At 43.9% G+C, this 15,443-nt stretch carries 13 protein-coding genes; 4 read left to right on the forward strand and 9 right to left on the reverse strand.

From position 1 onward, the window contains the following. Positions 1 to 79: 79 nt before the first annotated feature. From GSQ66_RS01345 to GSQ66_RS01380, 9 genes are all read right to left on the reverse strand, one after another. On the reverse strand, positions 80 to 640 hold the full coding sequence (locus GSQ66_RS01345; RefSeq protein ID WP_162425804.1) for a DUF2867 domain-containing protein: 561 nt from the start codon (positions 638 to 640) through the stop codon (positions 80 to 82). A 58-nt stretch (positions 641 to 698) separates the two neighbouring features. Beyond that, complete coding sequence (locus GSQ66_RS01350; protein WP_162425805.1) at positions 699 to 1,316, reverse strand: hypothetical protein; 618 nt, start codon at positions 1,314 to 1,316, stop codon at positions 699 to 701. An 87-nt stretch (positions 1,317 to 1,403) separates the two neighbouring features. Beyond that, positions 1,404 to 2,165: an arylamine N-acetyltransferase family protein gene (locus GSQ66_RS01355; protein ID WP_162425806.1), complete on the reverse strand. Its 762-nt coding sequence runs from the start codon at positions 2,163 to 2,165 to the stop codon at positions 1,404 to 1,406. Next, on the reverse strand, positions 2,143 to 2,667 hold the full coding sequence (locus GSQ66_RS01360; RefSeq protein ID WP_162425807.1) for a flavodoxin family protein: 525 nt from the start codon (positions 2,665 to 2,667) through the stop codon (positions 2,143 to 2,145). The genes GSQ66_RS01355 and GSQ66_RS01360 overlap by 23 nt, the downstream gene beginning before the upstream one ends. A 155-nt stretch (positions 2,668 to 2,822) precedes the next feature. After that, positions 2,823 to 3,185, reverse strand: a complete 363-nt coding sequence (locus GSQ66_RS01365; protein ID WP_162425808.1) for a DUF4180 domain-containing protein — start codon at positions 3,183 to 3,185, stop codon at positions 2,823 to 2,825. Between the two features lie 81 nt (positions 3,186 to 3,266). Continuing rightward, positions 3,267 to 5,135: a S9 family peptidase gene (locus tag GSQ66_RS01370; RefSeq protein WP_162425809.1), complete on the reverse strand. Its 1,869-nt coding sequence runs from the start codon at positions 5,133 to 5,135 to the stop codon at positions 3,267 to 3,269. Between the two features lie 119 nt (positions 5,136 to 5,254). Next, positions 5,255 to 5,542 (reverse strand): hypothetical protein, encoded by a 288-nt coding sequence (locus tag GSQ66_RS18745; protein ID WP_202923383.1) that lies wholly within the window; start codon positions 5,540 to 5,542, stop codon positions 5,255 to 5,257. Positions 5,543 to 5,599: 57 nt separating this feature from the next. Next, a complete protein-coding gene (locus tag GSQ66_RS18750; protein ID WP_202923384.1) occupies positions 5,600 to 6,037 on the reverse strand; it encodes a hypothetical protein in 438 nt (145 codons plus the stop codon). Between the two features lie 1,047 nt (positions 6,038 to 7,084). Continuing rightward, positions 7,085 to 8,284 (reverse strand): phosphoglycerate kinase, encoded by a 1,200-nt coding sequence (locus tag GSQ66_RS01380; protein WP_162425810.1) that lies wholly within the window; start codon positions 8,282 to 8,284, stop codon positions 7,085 to 7,087. 1,252 nt (positions 8,285 to 9,536) lie between these two features. Between GSQ66_RS01380 and GSQ66_RS01385 the strand changes: the two genes are divergently transcribed. The 4 genes from GSQ66_RS01385 (at position 9,537) to GSQ66_RS01400 (ending at position 15,403) form a co-directional block, all read left to right on the forward strand. Further along, positions 9,537 to 12,239, forward strand: a complete 2,703-nt coding sequence (locus GSQ66_RS01385) for a D-alanine--D-alanine ligase family protein (RefSeq protein WP_162425811.1) — start codon at positions 9,537 to 9,539, stop codon at positions 12,237 to 12,239. Between the two features lie 122 nt (positions 12,240 to 12,361). Further along, positions 12,362 to 13,138, forward strand: a complete 777-nt coding sequence (locus tag GSQ66_RS01390) for a PASTA domain-containing protein (protein WP_162425812.1) — start codon at positions 12,362 to 12,364, stop codon at positions 13,136 to 13,138. Between the two features lie 151 nt (positions 13,139 to 13,289). Then, entirely contained in the window at positions 13,290 to 15,104 is a 1,815-nt protein-coding gene (locus tag GSQ66_RS01395) for a T9SS type A sorting domain-containing protein (protein ID WP_162425813.1), read from the forward strand. Continuing rightward, entirely contained in the window at positions 15,101 to 15,403 is a 303-nt protein-coding gene (locus GSQ66_RS01400; protein WP_162425814.1) for a rhodanese-like domain-containing protein, read from the forward strand. The genes GSQ66_RS01395 and GSQ66_RS01400 overlap by 4 nt, the downstream gene beginning before the upstream one ends. Positions 15,404 to 15,443 lie beyond the last annotated feature (40 nt).

Consider the following 15,443-nt stretch of genomic DNA (forward strand, 5'->3'; position numbering starts at 1 on the left):
TATATCTTGCCCAGCATAAAAGTAATTAAAAAGCAGAAAGTATTGGGTGTATGTGCCCGGGCATAACTTTAACCCGTTGTTAGCGGCTGGCTGTCTTTTCGCTTTCTATCCGTTTAATCATGCCTTTCAGCATTACCGGAACGATAAGTTTATGAAAAGGCCTTACGAACAAAAAATAAACACGCCCGAAGAGGTTATTGAATTTTACGGTCGTTGTTACCGTCAAACTTTTCCTGCCGGTGTTGTCAAGAGGTCTGTCAAGAAATAATGAAACTCTGAAATTCAGATGTTTGTCATTCTCGCCTAATACTACCTCGTTCTCTGTCTTGTTATACACTTTAAAAAGGCCGAGCTGATCACCTGGTTCGCATTTAAAATTGTCACGCTGTTTCTGCCTGTCGCTTACCTGCCCTGATGTTTTTAACCCAAAGAGCCCGACAATTTTGTTTCTTATTGCGAATAGCGTACTCCCTACTTTAGACTTGCCCGAAAAAAACAAAACCCCAATTTTTGTTGAGTCAATGGTCTCTTCATCGTCAGAAAAAAAACTTCGGTAACTGTCTATATAGTCAAACAATTCACTGTCTTTTTTTAATATGGATGTATCAGGAATTCTGTGTGTGTTACCACTGCTTTTCATGGGTCATTCTGTTTAGTAAATCAGGTCATTTTCAATGATTGTTACCGGTTCTATTTATTCATTTCCCAATTAAAACCTCGTATTCTTTTGGAATTTTTACACCGTTAAAATGATTCGTGAGTCCGAAAAATTTCACAATGGTTAGGATAATCCCGAAGGCCATTATTGCAATAGATTGTCTGTTTGGTGACAAACCCAGAATAGTCTGTTTCATTTTCTTACTATGAATGGAAGCCAGGTGCCCGAAAAATGAAACTATAGCAAGTCCGTAATAAGGTATAAAAAACAAGTTAAAGGGAAACGTATTCAATCCTGCTACTCCAAAATAAAAGTTTGTGTCCAGGTGCAGGAAAAATCGTCCGCCTAGAACGGCACTTAAATGGATTATGAAAAAAACCGCCAGGTAAAGCCCTGTCCAGATTTGTAGTTTCTCAAATGGGGTAGCTGCTGTTTTTACGTTTTTACTGAAGAGCTTCAGCCCTGAAAGTATTTGCACAAATACGGCGAACATCAAAATCGCTTCTATAAAAATGTTCCGATAAATGACCCGCAAAGCATTCATCATTTCAATATGGCTGGCAGCTCCCCAGATGCTCAGAACATGATTAAATAAATGAACACCGACAAATGTTAGTATTACCAGGCCTGATAGGTAGTGAATTCTATTTGTTCTCATAGTTGATGCACTCGTTTAGTGGGGTGTATGTACACTAAACTTAACAGTCTCTTATAAATGGCGGCGAGGTTGGTAGTTTATACAATGTTAGCAATCGCCCTTTATTTCAAGGTTAAAGTGTTCCCTGAGTTTGAGTTCGAATAGTTCCTCTTCAAATTCTGTTATTTTTTCAGTGCCGCCATCCGTGATCTTGATCTGGTTGTTACTAAGCGTTTTCCGACCGTTCCGGGTAACTATAGATACCACCTTTTTATGTGTAAAATGAGACTTCTGGCTTGTTTGATGGAATTCACACATCCCCTTGAACTCCAGGAACTCCCTTTCTTTTAGAGAAAACAAATACTGGGGAATCAGATTCCCGTTTTCAACCAGGTTTATTCTAAGATAATCGTCATGGGCCTTGTCAAACCTGAATAATCCAAACTCGTCGCTAAGGTCAACATCAGGTGCTATCTCCAGTGGGCTGTAAGAGAACTTTCCAAAGCCCACATCTACCAGGTACTTCTTTCCATCTACCTTGGCTACAATAGCTAAATGGTCGTATTCTTCTCCGTAAAACCCGTCTTTGGAATGCACCCTGCCTGAAATCATCTGTACATCAAACCCTAAGCGCTTAAGTAGGTGGTAAAACAATCCGTTCAATTCATAGCAGAACCCGCCTCTGCGATTGATGACTATCTTCTTATAGATGGAGGCAATGTCTAATCTTATCTTATTTTTATAATGGATGTCCAGGTTCTCAAAAGGTACGCTCAATAAATGAGCAGCCTGAAGATCGAAAAGTACCTCCCTGCTTACAGAAACCTGGCTCTTATAGTTTATCCTGTCAAGATATAACTGAATGTCCATCCTTTATAAGCTTTAAAAATTCATTCACCCCGGCTTCGTGAACTATAGGAAGGCCATTCTCCTCCACAAAATACATGTTTGCCATATAGGTCATGCCTAAATACTTTGCTGTTTCTATAAAGGGCATATAGAACCCCTCTTTTAACTCTTGATCACAACCGCAACAAATAACAGCCATCTCCATTCCCCGCAACTTTCGGCCAGTTTCTTTCTCTGTTTTCAAACAATCTGAAAGTCGGTCGAAGAAGATTTTCATTGTCCCGCTCATGGCATACCAATATACTGGAGTTGCAAAAACAATGATCTGATAGCATTCTACTATATGCCTGATCAAAGGGAGGAAATCGTCATCCTTGTTTTTAAACTCATAGTCGAACTCACCTATAGTTTTGGTTTTCAGATCTATGATTGGGAAATTGGTTCTTGCGCCAATAAGAGAAGCTATTTTCATTGTAGTCCCGTCACTGTTAGAACTGCCTACGATTATGATTCCTTTCTTCATTTAGTTTTAAATTCCTGTTTTTAGGTTGCTGCTAGCGGTTTTGTATGTGAGGAGAGCAAGGCTTAGCCGAAACTTGACTTATGTGCCGTGATAGCGGTTCGATATTTACTCAATCTTCATCACACCAACAGTAAAGGTTTTTATTTTACCCGTGATCATTTGGCAGACAGTACTTTTATAGCTTCGGACAGAGAAGTAACAAAGTTGATTTGCTTGCCTTTGTTGCTTTCAATAATGAAGTCATGCACACTCTTGCGGGTATATTTGGAGAAATCGCCAACGATGGCCAGGCGAACACGATAATTGGAAAACTTTTGAAGTATTTCGCCTGCAATTCCGTTTTTGAGGTCAAAAAAATCAGGTGTAATGTTCTTCTCGTGAATTATTATTCTATCAAAGTCCTGATAGTAAATGCTTCCCAATAAATCTATTCCGTCTTCAATGTTATTTATTATCGTATCTGCCGAAATTACTTCAGCAATTTTAGTGTCGTTTATAGCATGGGTTTCTATTTTCATTTTGTCTGTTGTTTTGGCAGGGCTACAGCGGGCTTGTACAGGCACGCCATTAGGTGGGGTTTAGGTCTTGTCAGGGGTAAGTTATTTTTCGCTATTGCCATTTATAAAAGCCTTAACCTCTTGTTTTAGAACCTGCTTATTTGTGAATGTATCAATTAAATGCCCTTCATCGTTGAACACTACTAACTTAACCTTTTTGCCTGACTCTTTAGCTTTGTTATAGAAAGCTACTGCATTAAGGTCATAAGGGATTTGGGTGTCTTCTTTCCCAGCTATAATCAGCAACGGCGCTTTAAGCCGCTCGATATTCTCCAAAGGAGAGAACTCCTCATACTTAGCTTTAAGCTCAGCAGGCATTCCTCCCATTCCAAAAGGTAAGCCGGCCATCGACTTCCGCTCTGCCTGCTTAATCCAATCTGCGGCTCCATTTATAGCTATTCCACCTGAAAATAATGAAGAGTGCGTCAGGTAATAATACACCATGGTAGCACCGTGGCTATGTCCAAGGGCAATTATTCTGTTCTGGTCTATAGAGTAGGTACTGCTTAACTCATGGATGAGCTTCTCAGTATCTTCGAGTTGGAGTTTGCCATAGTTGTCAGTTTGTCTCTCATAATCAATTCCCCTTGTGTTCGGGAAAGATATGATGTACCCTTGATCAAGATAATCAAATACAACATCATTTAGAAAGTAGCCAAAGTCTGGGTATGAGGTATTGTAGCCTCCGTATGGCACAACGAGCAGTGGATACTTTTTCTCGCTAAGCGGCATGAAGGCCTTTGGAAAATAAATTTGACTAGAAGTAGAATCCCCGTCTAAATTTCCGTACCAATAAGTTACATGCTCATATTCCTGCAGTCGGTTTTTGCCGCTAAAGCTATAAAGGAAGTTAATTTCCCCAACTCTGTCCCCTTCAACCACAGTTTTTAAAAGAGACTTCGGTTGTTTGGGTGACTCGGTTAAAAAATAAAGCTGTCTCTTTTTCGGGTCACCATTATAGCTTAAGTACCCAGCCCCGTTTCCAACTATAATCTTCTTTGTTTGGTCAGCCAAGTTATAAATACCTATTCTGCTTTTGCCGCTTTTTGTATCCGTATACAGAATGCTTTTCTTGTTGTAGAAGGCGACAGGTTTCTCATTTGAAGAAAGCTTAAGTGCTGGCCCTTCTTTTAAGCCTTTGCGTCTGTCAAATATTAACACTTTAGTGTTGTTCCCGCTATCGATAGCAAGGAGGTGTGTGCCATCGTCAGACCATTTCAGCTCCGAAAAAAAGCTGCCGTTGTACAAGCCTGTTTTAGCTAGTACTTCCCCGCTTCCTGGTTTGATGATGGTTATCTTAGTTTGTGGAGTGTTGTCAGTAAAGTTATATGAGGCATAGGCTACATACTTTTGATCCTTTGATATGGAGACATTACTGACATGCAGCGGCGAATCTGTTAGTTGCCTGATTTCCCCGCTCTTTATGTTGAGCCTGAAGAGCTGGCTAGGAATTGATGGCTGATTTTTCAGCCCAGCAGAAAAGAACAGTTCATCTTGATTATTGACAGCAGTTTGCTGGATTAGATAGAACTGGAATAACGAGAGAGAGTCCAGGTATTTGTGGTGTAAAAGCTTTGTAGTTTGTGCCTTGCAACTGTATAGGTTAATATTTTCGCCTTTCTCATAGATAAGGCTTTCTGAATCAGAAGTCCAGGTCAGGAATCGTTGGTTGCCATTATCTCTTAAGCCGCTGTCTATGAATACCGGTTTCTCTGCTATTGCTATATTTTTAATGAAAAGAGAGTCTCTGCCTTTGATAAAAGCTATTTTCTTCGCGTCTCGGCTTAGCACAATGTCGGAGATGCTTTGAGCACTTAATGTGCTGCCAATAAACAGCCAGAGTATAATAACTAACCCTTTCTTTTTCATTAAAGGAATTAAATCTTTGCCTAACGGTTTAAATCTTTGCATTGGGTGGGTTTCGGAGTACAAAACTGTCAATAAACTCTGATCTTGAATAAAAGTATTAAACTCCAGGTTTACACGGCACTGCGTCTGACGCAAAACCCGTGTTAAAGGCAGCCTTTCTTTTACTTTCTATGCTCAATTTCATCAAAATAATTCATCACTTTTTTGTCGGTGTCGTTTTGTAAAATCACATTACAGTCAAACAGTTCTCTCCTTAGTTGTCTGTATAACGTTACGGCGTTTCTCAAACTGTTAAATAATGATTGTCTGTCGTATGTTGGAATTGTGAGTTTTAGATTTGCTAAATCTTCACTTTCTAAATCTGTTTCTACTTTCCTAACGCCACGAGGTAAATTGCCGTTTTTGATGTGAAGCAATGGTCCAAAAACAACTATTCGAAGGAAACCCATAAAGTCGTGTGCTTCAAGATATTCACCACGTCCGATTTTTAGTAAAGCATAATGTACCTAGGTCCAGAATCTGTCTTCAATCCATTGATAGTCGGGGTATGGGAACTGTGCTTGAGAATTACTTATTGCTCTTTCAAGTTGTCTGTTTTTGTCTATTAGCAGCGCAGGTGTTTCAATACGTGAGTGAAACTCGTCAAGAGTCACAAATTTTATGTCAACGTGTAAAAGTGGGTTGTCATAAAGACAAATTAAAACTCTTGGTTCTCCGACGTGTTCTCCTGTAAATCCTGATAGAAAATCCCCCAATCTTTTCGCATAGTCAAGCATCAGGTTTTTATCGTTAGAAATCTTTTGCTTGGTTACAAGAATTAGGTCAAGGTCAGAAAACTCATCTATTTCATTTGTCAGCCACGAACCAGCAACAGCCAAACCAATAACATTCTCGTCTGGCTCTAAAATTGTCTTGGCTTTGTCAGCAAATTCCCGTTGTATCATTTTGTTAGTTACTGTCTGTTAAGGCTGCCTACGAGCTTGGGATATGGTGCTATTTAATGCGCCATAAGTTTTGTTGGCGTATCGTTTTTCATCTTTTATTCATCACGGAAATTTCAGTCCGAGTTTATTTACTTCTTTGTCGGCTTTCACCCATTCAACTCTTCTGTCAATATCTTTTTCTACTGGATTGACAATCATAAACAGATCAGTCAAATAAATTACTTCTACAGTTCTTTTTTTTTGTATCCTAATGTTCCAACGTCTTGCATTTGGTATTCCACTTTCTTAAAATTCAGATGTCCGTTCTGATAAATTACCTTCTGGGTTTTTCCAAGCTGACGATGAAAACGCAATTTTTAAAGGTCCAATTATCAAAATTCCAATTAAGGTCAATGTCGGAAGTGTCGAGCCAATTATTTTCCATTTTCTTGATTTGAAAGTCCACAGGTTCCAAATCAAAGTAAGTGGAGTCAAAACCATAATTCCAAAATAAGTAAACGCCTTTATCGTCTGGCTTTTAATTTCATATGATGTCAGTCCGTCAAGAATAAAAAGTAGAATTGTCAGAATGAAAATTCCGTTCAAAAGTGTCAATATATATTTCTTAATCGGCATTTTTCAAATACGCCACTACTATTTATATGCCTTAATGCTGCTTTACTAAAAGTTATTTCTTAATGTAAGGTAGGTGTAAATTGTTAAAATACTATATAGGCTGCCGTTTTTATAACTTAAATTCAGTAACCAGTAAGCAGGTGAGGTAACTGAAAGCTATTAGAATTATTCGAAATTGAATTAAGGAGGGATAAGTATGAATGGGCATATAGCAGCATGGTGAAAATAGCCGCTATAATAAGTATGTTTTCGGTTATAAACGGCTAGAATATGAGTTCATGCGGTGTCGTTTGTTTTATAGCCAATAGGTTAGGTAATGAAGCGAATTTTTAAGAAGTTGAAAACAGAACTACCCTGGAATTGTATGTAACGAAGCAAAACGCCCCGTCACTTTTCAGTAGCGGGGCGTTTTATAACTATAGTAACTATAGTTTAGTAATCGTCGCGCTCAATGGCGGCTACACCTGGCAGAGTCTTACCTTCCATGTACTCCAGCAGCGCACCGCCACCCGTGGATACATACGATACCTTATCGGCATAGCCAAACTTATTAACGGCTGCAGCCGAGTCGCCACCGCCAATAAGTGAGTAGGCACCCATACGCGTAGCGTCTACTACGGCATCAGCCACAGCTTCGGTACCTACCGAGAAGTTCGACATCTCGAACACACCCATCGGACCGTTCCAGAGGATGGTTTTGGAGTTGCGAATCACATCGGCATACATTTCGCGGGCAGTAGGTCCTATATCCAGGCCCATCCAGAGCGGTTTAATGTGGTGGCTCAGGCTGGTGTCAATATTAGCCTCGTTACTGAAAGCATCGGCTACCACTGAGTCTACCGGTATCATCAGGTTCACGCCTTTTTCGCGGGCCATACCAATAAGGCGCTTCGCCAGATCAATCTTGTCTTCTTCTACCAACGATGAACCTATCTCGCCACCATCTGCCTTCACAAAGGTATAGCTCATGCCCCCACCAATCAGCAGGTTATCTACGCGGTCCATCAGTTTCTCGATGATCAGGATCTTGTCCGAGATCTTGGCACCACCCATGATGGCCGTGTAAGGACGCTCGGCATTACCCAGCACGCGACGGGCATTTTCCAGTTCAGCGTTCATCACATACCCCATCACTTTGTCTTTCGGGAAGTAGCGGGCAATAACCGCCGTAGAAGCGTGCTCGCGGTGAGCCGTGCCGAACGCATCGTTCACGTACACATCGCCTAGCGTCGCCAGTTCTTTCGCAAAGTCAGCATCGCCTTTTTCTTCGGCCTTATGGAAACGCAGGTTCTCAAGCAGTAATATTTCGCCCGGCTTTAACTCCTGCGCAAGCTGTGCCGCCTGTGGACCAACACAATCTTCCGCAAAAAGCACGTTCGTGTTAAACTCCTGCGACAGACGGCTTACCAAATGCTTTAATGAGTATTTTTCTTCGGGGCCGTTCTTTGGTCTGCCCAAATGCGACATCAGGATAACAGCGCCGCCATCGGCTAATATTTTCTGTATAGTTGGCACGGCCGCACGGATGCGGGTGTCGTCAGTGATGCGGTACTCTGCGTCGAGGGGCACGTTAAAATCAACCCGCACCAGCGCCTTTTTGCCGGCAAAGTTATACTCGTCTATCGTTCTCATGAGGTAAGGTTATAGTTTTATTTCTTGTTTACGTTGTTCGTGTTTCAGCTTTTTTTGTTGCTGAAAGTTATAAAGATGAACAAATATAGTAAAAACAGTATAGTTTGTCTGAAGCAGCATTTTCAGGATTAATGGATTTCCAGGGTTAAACCTCCCCCAGCCTTCTTCTTTTGAAGAAGGCCCCTCCCCCAAAATAGGAGAGGGAGTTTAAGGTGGAGCTATAGTTTGATCAGTAGTTTTAATAGTACTAAAATCTATGATGCTGGCGGGAGCGTCCTCGCTCGTGACTTATGATGGCGTTGGGTCTCCTGACGCAACTGGCCCGGCAGGGACAGGAGTTGTCTGAACCGGGATTAAGTGGGATTTGGGGGATTTTTGGGATAAAGGGTATTGCTATAGTTGCAGCTATAGTTGTATAGTTGCCGTTTTACCCCTTCCCAGCCTTCCCCTAAAAACAGGGGAAGGAGCTTTTGGCCTTTGCTATAGTTTAGGTTACTGTTTTATGGTTGCTGTTTTAACCCACCCCTACCCCTCCCAAGAGGGGGATTTCTTTTGCTGCTATAGTTGAGGACATCGTTTTATAGTTTCCGTTTGTCATCCCCTGCCCCCTTCAAAGGGGGACTTTCTGCTACTGCTTGCCCTACTGTCATTTCGACTATAAGGAGAAATCTGAAATTGCTATAGTTACAGACCAAGATCGGACAGGTCGCGACCTGTCCCTACGGAACTATCACCACGATAAGGCAATGCAACTATAGCCTTTCAAACTATAGCTATCGAACTGATCTCAGTCTTTGGGTTGAGCGCCTTTGATTTGTTGCGGTGCCGCCAGGCAACCCGAGGAACGAGGGTAGCAAGAAAGCAGCAGCGCGATGCCCTTATCGAGGGCCCCTACCCCCAAGACGGGGCCTCCCGGCCGTGAGGGCGCCAAAGCCAACTATAGAACTGTAGGTAAGTAAAGCTCCCAGGATTAAAAGTAGCTATAGAAGAAAAGGCTTGGTTCAGGTTGCAACTATAGTTGACTATAGAATCCAGCCTTCCCGACTAACGTTCGAAATGACAGAGGAGAAACTATAGGATGTATAAGCTACTTCACAACTACACTGGCTCTTTTCGACTCTCATCTCAAGAATGCTCGAAATGACAAAAGAAACTATACTAATGAACCTATATTCCCGGTTATAAATTCTAATTAAAACCCTTACCTTTTAACCCTATTAATAAACGCTTCCAATTTATTACCTTTGCAGGAATGAGAGTAGGAATAATTTTCGGTGGGCCGTCGCGTGAGCGTGAGATCTCGTTTGCAGGTGGCCGTACGGTTTACGATAACTTAGATAAAGCCCTTTTTGAAGCTGTTCCGGTATTTGTGGATAGTTTAGGCAATTTTATATTGCTGGACTGGCAGTACATTTACAAAGGCACGATCCGTGACTTTTACCCACCTGTTGCTACGCTTCCTGAGAGCGAGCATGGTTTGCAGGTGTATTTAGAGTCGTTGGGTGAACTGAGCATTGAAGAGCAGGACAAGATCATAGCCAAAGCCGGAAAGCGACTGCAGCCAAACGAGTTCAGAAACCATTTCGATTTTGCATTCCTGGCGCTGCATGGCCCTTATGGCGAAGATGGCAGCATTCAGGGTTTGCTGGAGTGGTATCATATTCCTTACTCTGGCTCGGGTATACTTCCGTCGGCTATCGGTATTGATAAGGTAGCGCAGAAGGAGATGCTGAAACAGCACGGTTTCCCGACACCGGATTACCGCATTATTAATTATACAACCTGGTCTGATAAGCAGAGCCGCCCGCAGATATTCGAGAAACTGGTAGCTGAACTTGGTTTACCGCTAGTGTTAAAAGCGCCGCATCAGGGTTCGTCTATCGGGGTTTCTATCATAAAAGAACAGGATTTTACTGCTTTTGAAGCAGGCGTAGAGCGCAGTTTCTTTACCAAAACCATCTACAAAGCACAGTGGCTGGCGATGGGCGAGGAGAAGCAGCTCATGAGCATCAAGCAGCTGGTAGATATCCGTGAAGGTATCGGGATGCCGGTGCAGCTGGAAGACGGAACTATAGTTTACCACCCGGAAGAGCTGCTTAACCACATCAACAAAACCTTTACTTCATCTGCCACCGACAGCATCACGCTTACCAACATTGAGCATGAGCAGCAGGTGTTGGTGGAAGCCTTTATACGTGGTAAGGAGTTCTCTTGCATCGTGGTGCAGGATGAGCAGGGGCAGCCGATTGCGTTGCCGCCAACCGAGATCGTGAAAGGCAGCGAGGTTTTTGACTATAGATCCAAATACCTGCCGGGTCTGAGCCGCAAAATCACGCCAATCAACCTGCCAACAGAACAGATACAAAGTATAAGACAAGCTACCAGCCGACTGTTCACAGCCTTCGGGTTTAACGTGTATGCGCGACTGGATGGCTTTATTACCGATAACAACGAAATTTTCCTGAACGACCCGAACACCACGTCAGGTATGTTGCCGTCGTCGTTCTTTTTCCACCAGGCAGCTGAGATTGGGCTTAACCCGTCGCAGTTCCTGACCTATATTATCCGTACCTCGGTAGCCGAACGGCTGAAATCCGGCAAGGACACGGTGAAGTTTACAAAGCTGCTTGCTGAGCTGGATAAAAGCATAAGAGAAGAGCAGGCGCATCGCCACGATAAGATTCGGGTGGGTGTGATCATGGGTGGTTATTCTTCGGAGCGCCATATTTCGGTGGAAAGCGGCCGTAATATTTACGAAAAACTTTCTTCGTCTGTAAAGTATGAGCCGGTTCCGATCTTTTTAACAGGCAGCAACGAAGTACACCGTCTGTACACTATCCCGATCAACATTATGCTGAAAGATAATGCGGACGACATAAAGGAAAAGGTGTTGTACTTTGAGAACGGTGGCGAGCCGCACCCGGTGCTGGCCCAGATCGCAAAAGAAGCAGAAAGTATTACCCGAAAGTATACCGGCAGTTCGTTACAGGAACCACAACGCATCAGCTATAGTCAGTTGAAGAATCTGGTGGATGCTGTGTTCATTGCGCTGCACGGTCGTCCGGGCGAGGATGGCGCGCTTCAGGCTGAGCTGGAGAAATTGTATATTCCATACAACGGTTCTGGTATCCGCTCGTCGCAGATCACGATAAACAAGTACGAGACAAACGAAATACTTGCCAAGCATGGTGTGCCGGTGGCCAAGCATACGATGGCGATGAAGGAAGTCTGGTTACGTGATAAAGAAGCTTTCTTCCAAAGTATAGAAAAGGAGTTTCCTTACCCATTCATTGCCAAGCCAGCCGACGATGGTTGCAGCTCTGCCGTGAAAAAGATAAAGACTCGCGCCGAACTGGAAGCCTTTACGACCCTGATCTTCCGGGAAATGGAAGAGCTGGACACAGATTGCGCCCGCACCTTGGCGCTTGGTTTTAAAGAAGAATTCCCAAACAAACAGGGCTTTTTAGTAGAAACACTGATCTCCAGAAACGGAGCCAAGCATTTCCTGGAAATTACCGGTGGTCTGCTGACCACGCATGCACCGGACGGAAGTGTGAACTACGAAGTGTTTGAGGCATCGGAAGCACTGGCAGAAGGTGAAGTATTGAGCTTAGAAGAGAAATTTTTGGCTGGTGAAGGTCAAAACATTACACCTGCGCGTTATGCTGCTGATCCCGAGCGTCGTCAGAACATATCGGACCAGGTAAAAGAAGATTTGAAGCGTGTAGCCCAGATTTTGAATATTGAAGGCTACGCCCGTATCGATGCTTTTGTGCGCGTACTGGAGAACGATGAAGTGGAAACGATCATCATAGAAGTGAACTCGCTGCCAGGTATGACCCCGGCAACCTGTATCTTTCACCAGACTGCCATTAACGGGTATAAACCATACGACTTCATCGACCGCATCCTGACCTACGGCGTGGAGCGAACCAAGATGAAAGCCACGGTTTAAGGAGTTAGAAAGTTAAAAAGTTATAAGTTAGAAAGTTGGTTTATAGTTAAGAGTTAAAGGTTTAGAGTTTATACTTTAGTCGATTAACAATTTAACAATACAGCAATTCAACAATCAAAAAAATGTTAAAAGCGAATTCATTTGCCGATGTAGTGAAGCACCTGGCCATTATGGGAGCTATAGTAGGAGTGCTGGTTATCGGCTTCTTTTACTTTTACCTGCCATCTACAACCAACCATGGCGAGAGCGTGCCAGTGCCTAAAATAACAGGTATGCAGTTACAGGATGCTGAAGCTTTTCTGGAAGAAAAGAACCTGCGTTATTTTATAAACGACTCCAGCTACAACTCAGACCATAAACCTTTCGAGATTCTGACCCAGGACCCGGCACCGGGTGCGCAGGTTAAGGAAGGCCGCAAGATATATATTTCGGTGAACATGAAAAATCCGCCGATGATCAAGATGCCAAAGCTGATAGATGGTTCTGTTAAGAATGCTGAGCTTATCCTGAAAAGCTACGACCTGAAGGTTGGCAAAATTACGCCGGTGCCCGATCTGCAGAAAAATGCGGTGCTGAAGCAGTTCGTAAATGGCAAAGAAGTAGCTCCGGGCGAAAATATAGCGAAAGGATCTATAGTTGACCTGCATGTGGGCGATGGTTTGGGCAACACAGAGTTTGAGGTTCCGGAGGTAATAGGCATGCCAGTAGATGAAGCCTCGGTGCTGTTGGTAGGACAGGGGCTGCAGATCGGTAACATACTATATGTGCAGGGCAGCGGTGAACCGGACGGCACAGTGCTTAAGCAGCGTCCGTTTGCAGAAGTAGGAGCCAAGATACGTGTTGGCGAACTGGTTGACCTTTGGGTGGCCGGAACCGAGCCTGTGGAAACAATAGAATAAAATAAGAACTATAAGCAACGCCTGCCAGCAATGGCAGGCGTTGCTGTTTTATACCAGTACGGCACACCAAAACGTTATTATTGCGTACAGGCGATGGCTTTTAAACTAAAAACACCTATCTTCTTACCATAATACCTGATACCCTGACTCTATGAAAAAAACCTTACTGTTTGCAGTTATACTTTGGAGCTATAGTTTGGCAGCTTTGGCGCAGGCTGTATTGGTACCGTTAACCTCAGAAAAGCGTAGCAAAACAGGTACAAACTATAGAACATCGGCAACTATAGCGGCGGTCAGTCTCCCTTTTTTCGATGATTTTGCTACAGTAAACACTACTCCCGACCCGGCGCGCTGGGTAAACGGCGGCGTGTTTATAAACAACCGGTTTGCGTTTGAGCCATTAACTAAAAATGTAGCCACGTTCGATGGCTTAAATGACGCAGGGCAACCCTACCTGGCAAACGCTACCAGTCCCGGTCCATCTGATACGCTGACATCGCAACCTGTTCGCTTAGGCGCGCTTTCGCCTTCGGATTCTGTTTACCTGAGCTTTTACTGGCAGGCAGGCGGATTGGGTACTGTCCCTATAAAAACGGTTGAGAACGCCTTTTACCTGGTTCTCGAGTTTAAAGATAACGCCGGCAACTGGCAACAGGTCTGGCGGCAGAATGCAACCGGTGAGGCGACGGATTTCAGGCAGGTTTTTGTTGGACTAAAGGATGCACGGTATTTCCATAACGACTTCCAGTTCCGGTTCCGGAATATTGGCCGGCGAAGCGGTTTGCAGGATATCTGGAATCTGGATTATGTGGAGCTGGACAGGAATCGGAAGAAAGGGCAGAACACTACACGTGATATTGCCATCAGTAAACCCGTAACGCCCTTACTGAAGAACTATACTGCCATGCCCGTGCACCAATTCCTGGAAGACCCGGCTGCGGCGATTGCTGATTCAGTTTCTGCAACTATGAATAACCTGGGCAATGTGCCTGGTGCCATCAGCTGGCGTGGTTTTATTAAACGGACAAACGCTGCAACTGCAGATACTTTCCTGGTAGAACAGGGACTTATTCCGGCTAATGTGCGGCAATATAAGATCGCGGGTAAACCAACTATAGAAAACATGGCACTGCCTTCTGAAAGCTTTAGTTTAGTGCATGGTTTCAGGTTGAATACCCGGGAACAAAACCCATTGCAGGTCGCCAATGATACCACTTTCCGGATCACCACTTTTGCCGATTACTTTGCCTTTGACGATGGCAGCGCAGAAGCCGGTTTTGGTTATCCTGCCGAAGGAAATACCACGCAGGTTGCGCAGCGTTTTGAGCTGGCAAGACCAGACCAGGTACGCGGTTTTAAAATCTACTTCCCGAGGGTTGGGGCAAGCATGGAAGGCAAGGTTTTAGCAGCCCGCATCTGGGAAGACGCAAATGGCTTGCCGGGGCGCGTGCTCCACCAACAGAACTTCGAAATAAAATACACGGAAGGCAACAATGAATTTTATGAAGTGGAGTTCAGTGAGCCGGTTTCGGTGAAAGACGTTTTTTATCTGGGATGGAGCCAGCCGGCCAACCAGTTCATCGTATTCGGTTTCGACAGGAACACCAACATACCTAATAGCCGTTTTTTATGGAACAGCCAGAGCAACTGGCACCCGGACACGTTTCTGGAGGGTGCTGTGATGATGCGACCGCTGATGACCGGCCTGGCTTTAGGCATTGAAGACGAATACCCTGTAGCTGCAACTATAGAACTATACCCGAACCCAAGTAGCGGAATTATGCAGCTGTATGGCAACTATAAAACGCTTTCGGTATTCGATATCACAGGCAGAAAGGTGCATAGTCAGCAGCGAAATTCTTACGGAAATACTGTAGATTTGCGCCATCTGCCGGCAGGTATGTATACTTTCCGGGTAGATACGGGTAAAAAGATTATCACCAAGAAAATTATAATAATACTATGATCACGACAGACATTACGGCTGAAGAACTGAAAGAACGCTTAAGCAAAGGCGAAACCCCGGTTATTATAGATGTGCGCGAGGATTGGGAACACCAGGAAGGAAATATTGCAGGTGCTCAGAACATACCACTTGGCACGCTACCTCAGCGCCTGGAAGATCTGGAGGATCTGAAAGAGCAGGAAGTAATTGTACATTGCAAATCCGGTGCGCGTTCGGCTTCCGCAAAAGCTTTTATGCAGCAACAGGGCTTCACCAATGTCAGAAACCTGTTAGGCGGATTCCAGAACTATAAAGGGTAACTATAAGCTAAAACTATAAAAGCCCGGAATAGCTAAACTA

Origin of the sequence: Pontibacter pudoricolor (assembly GCF_010092985.1) — a bacterium.
Classification (GTDB): domain Bacteria; phylum Bacteroidota; class Bacteroidia; order Cytophagales; family Hymenobacteraceae; genus Pontibacter; species Pontibacter pudoricolor.

What these genes read in the sequence shown, in the direction of transcription:
- GSQ66_RS01345 (WP_162425804.1), bottom strand. Translation starts at nt 640, where the DNA reads ATGAAAAGCAGTGGTAACACACACAGAATTCCTGATACATCCATATTA.
- GSQ66_RS01350 (WP_162425805.1), bottom strand. Translation starts at nt 1,316, where the DNA reads ATGAGAACAAATAGAATTCACTACCTATCAGGCCTGGTAATACTAACA.
- GSQ66_RS01355 (WP_162425806.1), bottom strand. Translation starts at nt 2,165, where the DNA reads ATGGACATTCAGTTATATCTTGACAGGATAAACTATAAGAGCCAGGTT.
- GSQ66_RS01360 (WP_162425807.1), bottom strand. Translation starts at nt 2,667, where the DNA reads ATGAAGAAAGGAATCATAATCGTAGGCAGTTCTAACAGTGACGGGACT.
- GSQ66_RS01365 (WP_162425808.1), bottom strand. Translation starts at nt 3,185, where the DNA reads ATGAAAATAGAAACCCATGCTATAAACGACACTAAAATTGCTGAAGTA.
- GSQ66_RS01370 (WP_162425809.1), bottom strand. Translation starts at nt 5,135, where the DNA reads ATGCAAAGATTTAAACCGTTAGGCAAAGATTTAATTCCTTTAATGAAA.
- GSQ66_RS18745 (WP_202923383.1), bottom strand. Translation starts at nt 5,542, where the DNA reads ATGGGTTTCCTTCGAATAGTTGTTTTTGGACCATTGCTTCACATCAAA.
- GSQ66_RS18750 (WP_202923384.1), bottom strand. Translation starts at nt 6,037, where the DNA reads ATGATACAACGGGAATTTGCTGACAAAGCCAAGACAATTTTAGAGCCA.
- GSQ66_RS01380 (WP_162425810.1), bottom strand. Translation starts at nt 8,284, where the DNA reads ATGAGAACGATAGACGAGTATAACTTTGCCGGCAAAAAGGCGCTGGTG.
- GSQ66_RS01385 (WP_162425811.1), top strand. Translation starts at nt 9,537, where the DNA reads ATGAGAGTAGGAATAATTTTCGGTGGGCCGTCGCGTGAGCGTGAGATC.
- GSQ66_RS01390 (WP_162425812.1), top strand. Translation starts at nt 12,362, where the DNA reads ATGTTAAAAGCGAATTCATTTGCCGATGTAGTGAAGCACCTGGCCATT.
- GSQ66_RS01395 (WP_162425813.1), top strand. Translation starts at nt 13,290, where the DNA reads ATGAAAAAAACCTTACTGTTTGCAGTTATACTTTGGAGCTATAGTTTG.
- GSQ66_RS01400 (WP_162425814.1), top strand. Translation starts at nt 15,101, where the DNA reads ATGATCACGACAGACATTACGGCTGAAGAACTGAAAGAACGCTTAAGC.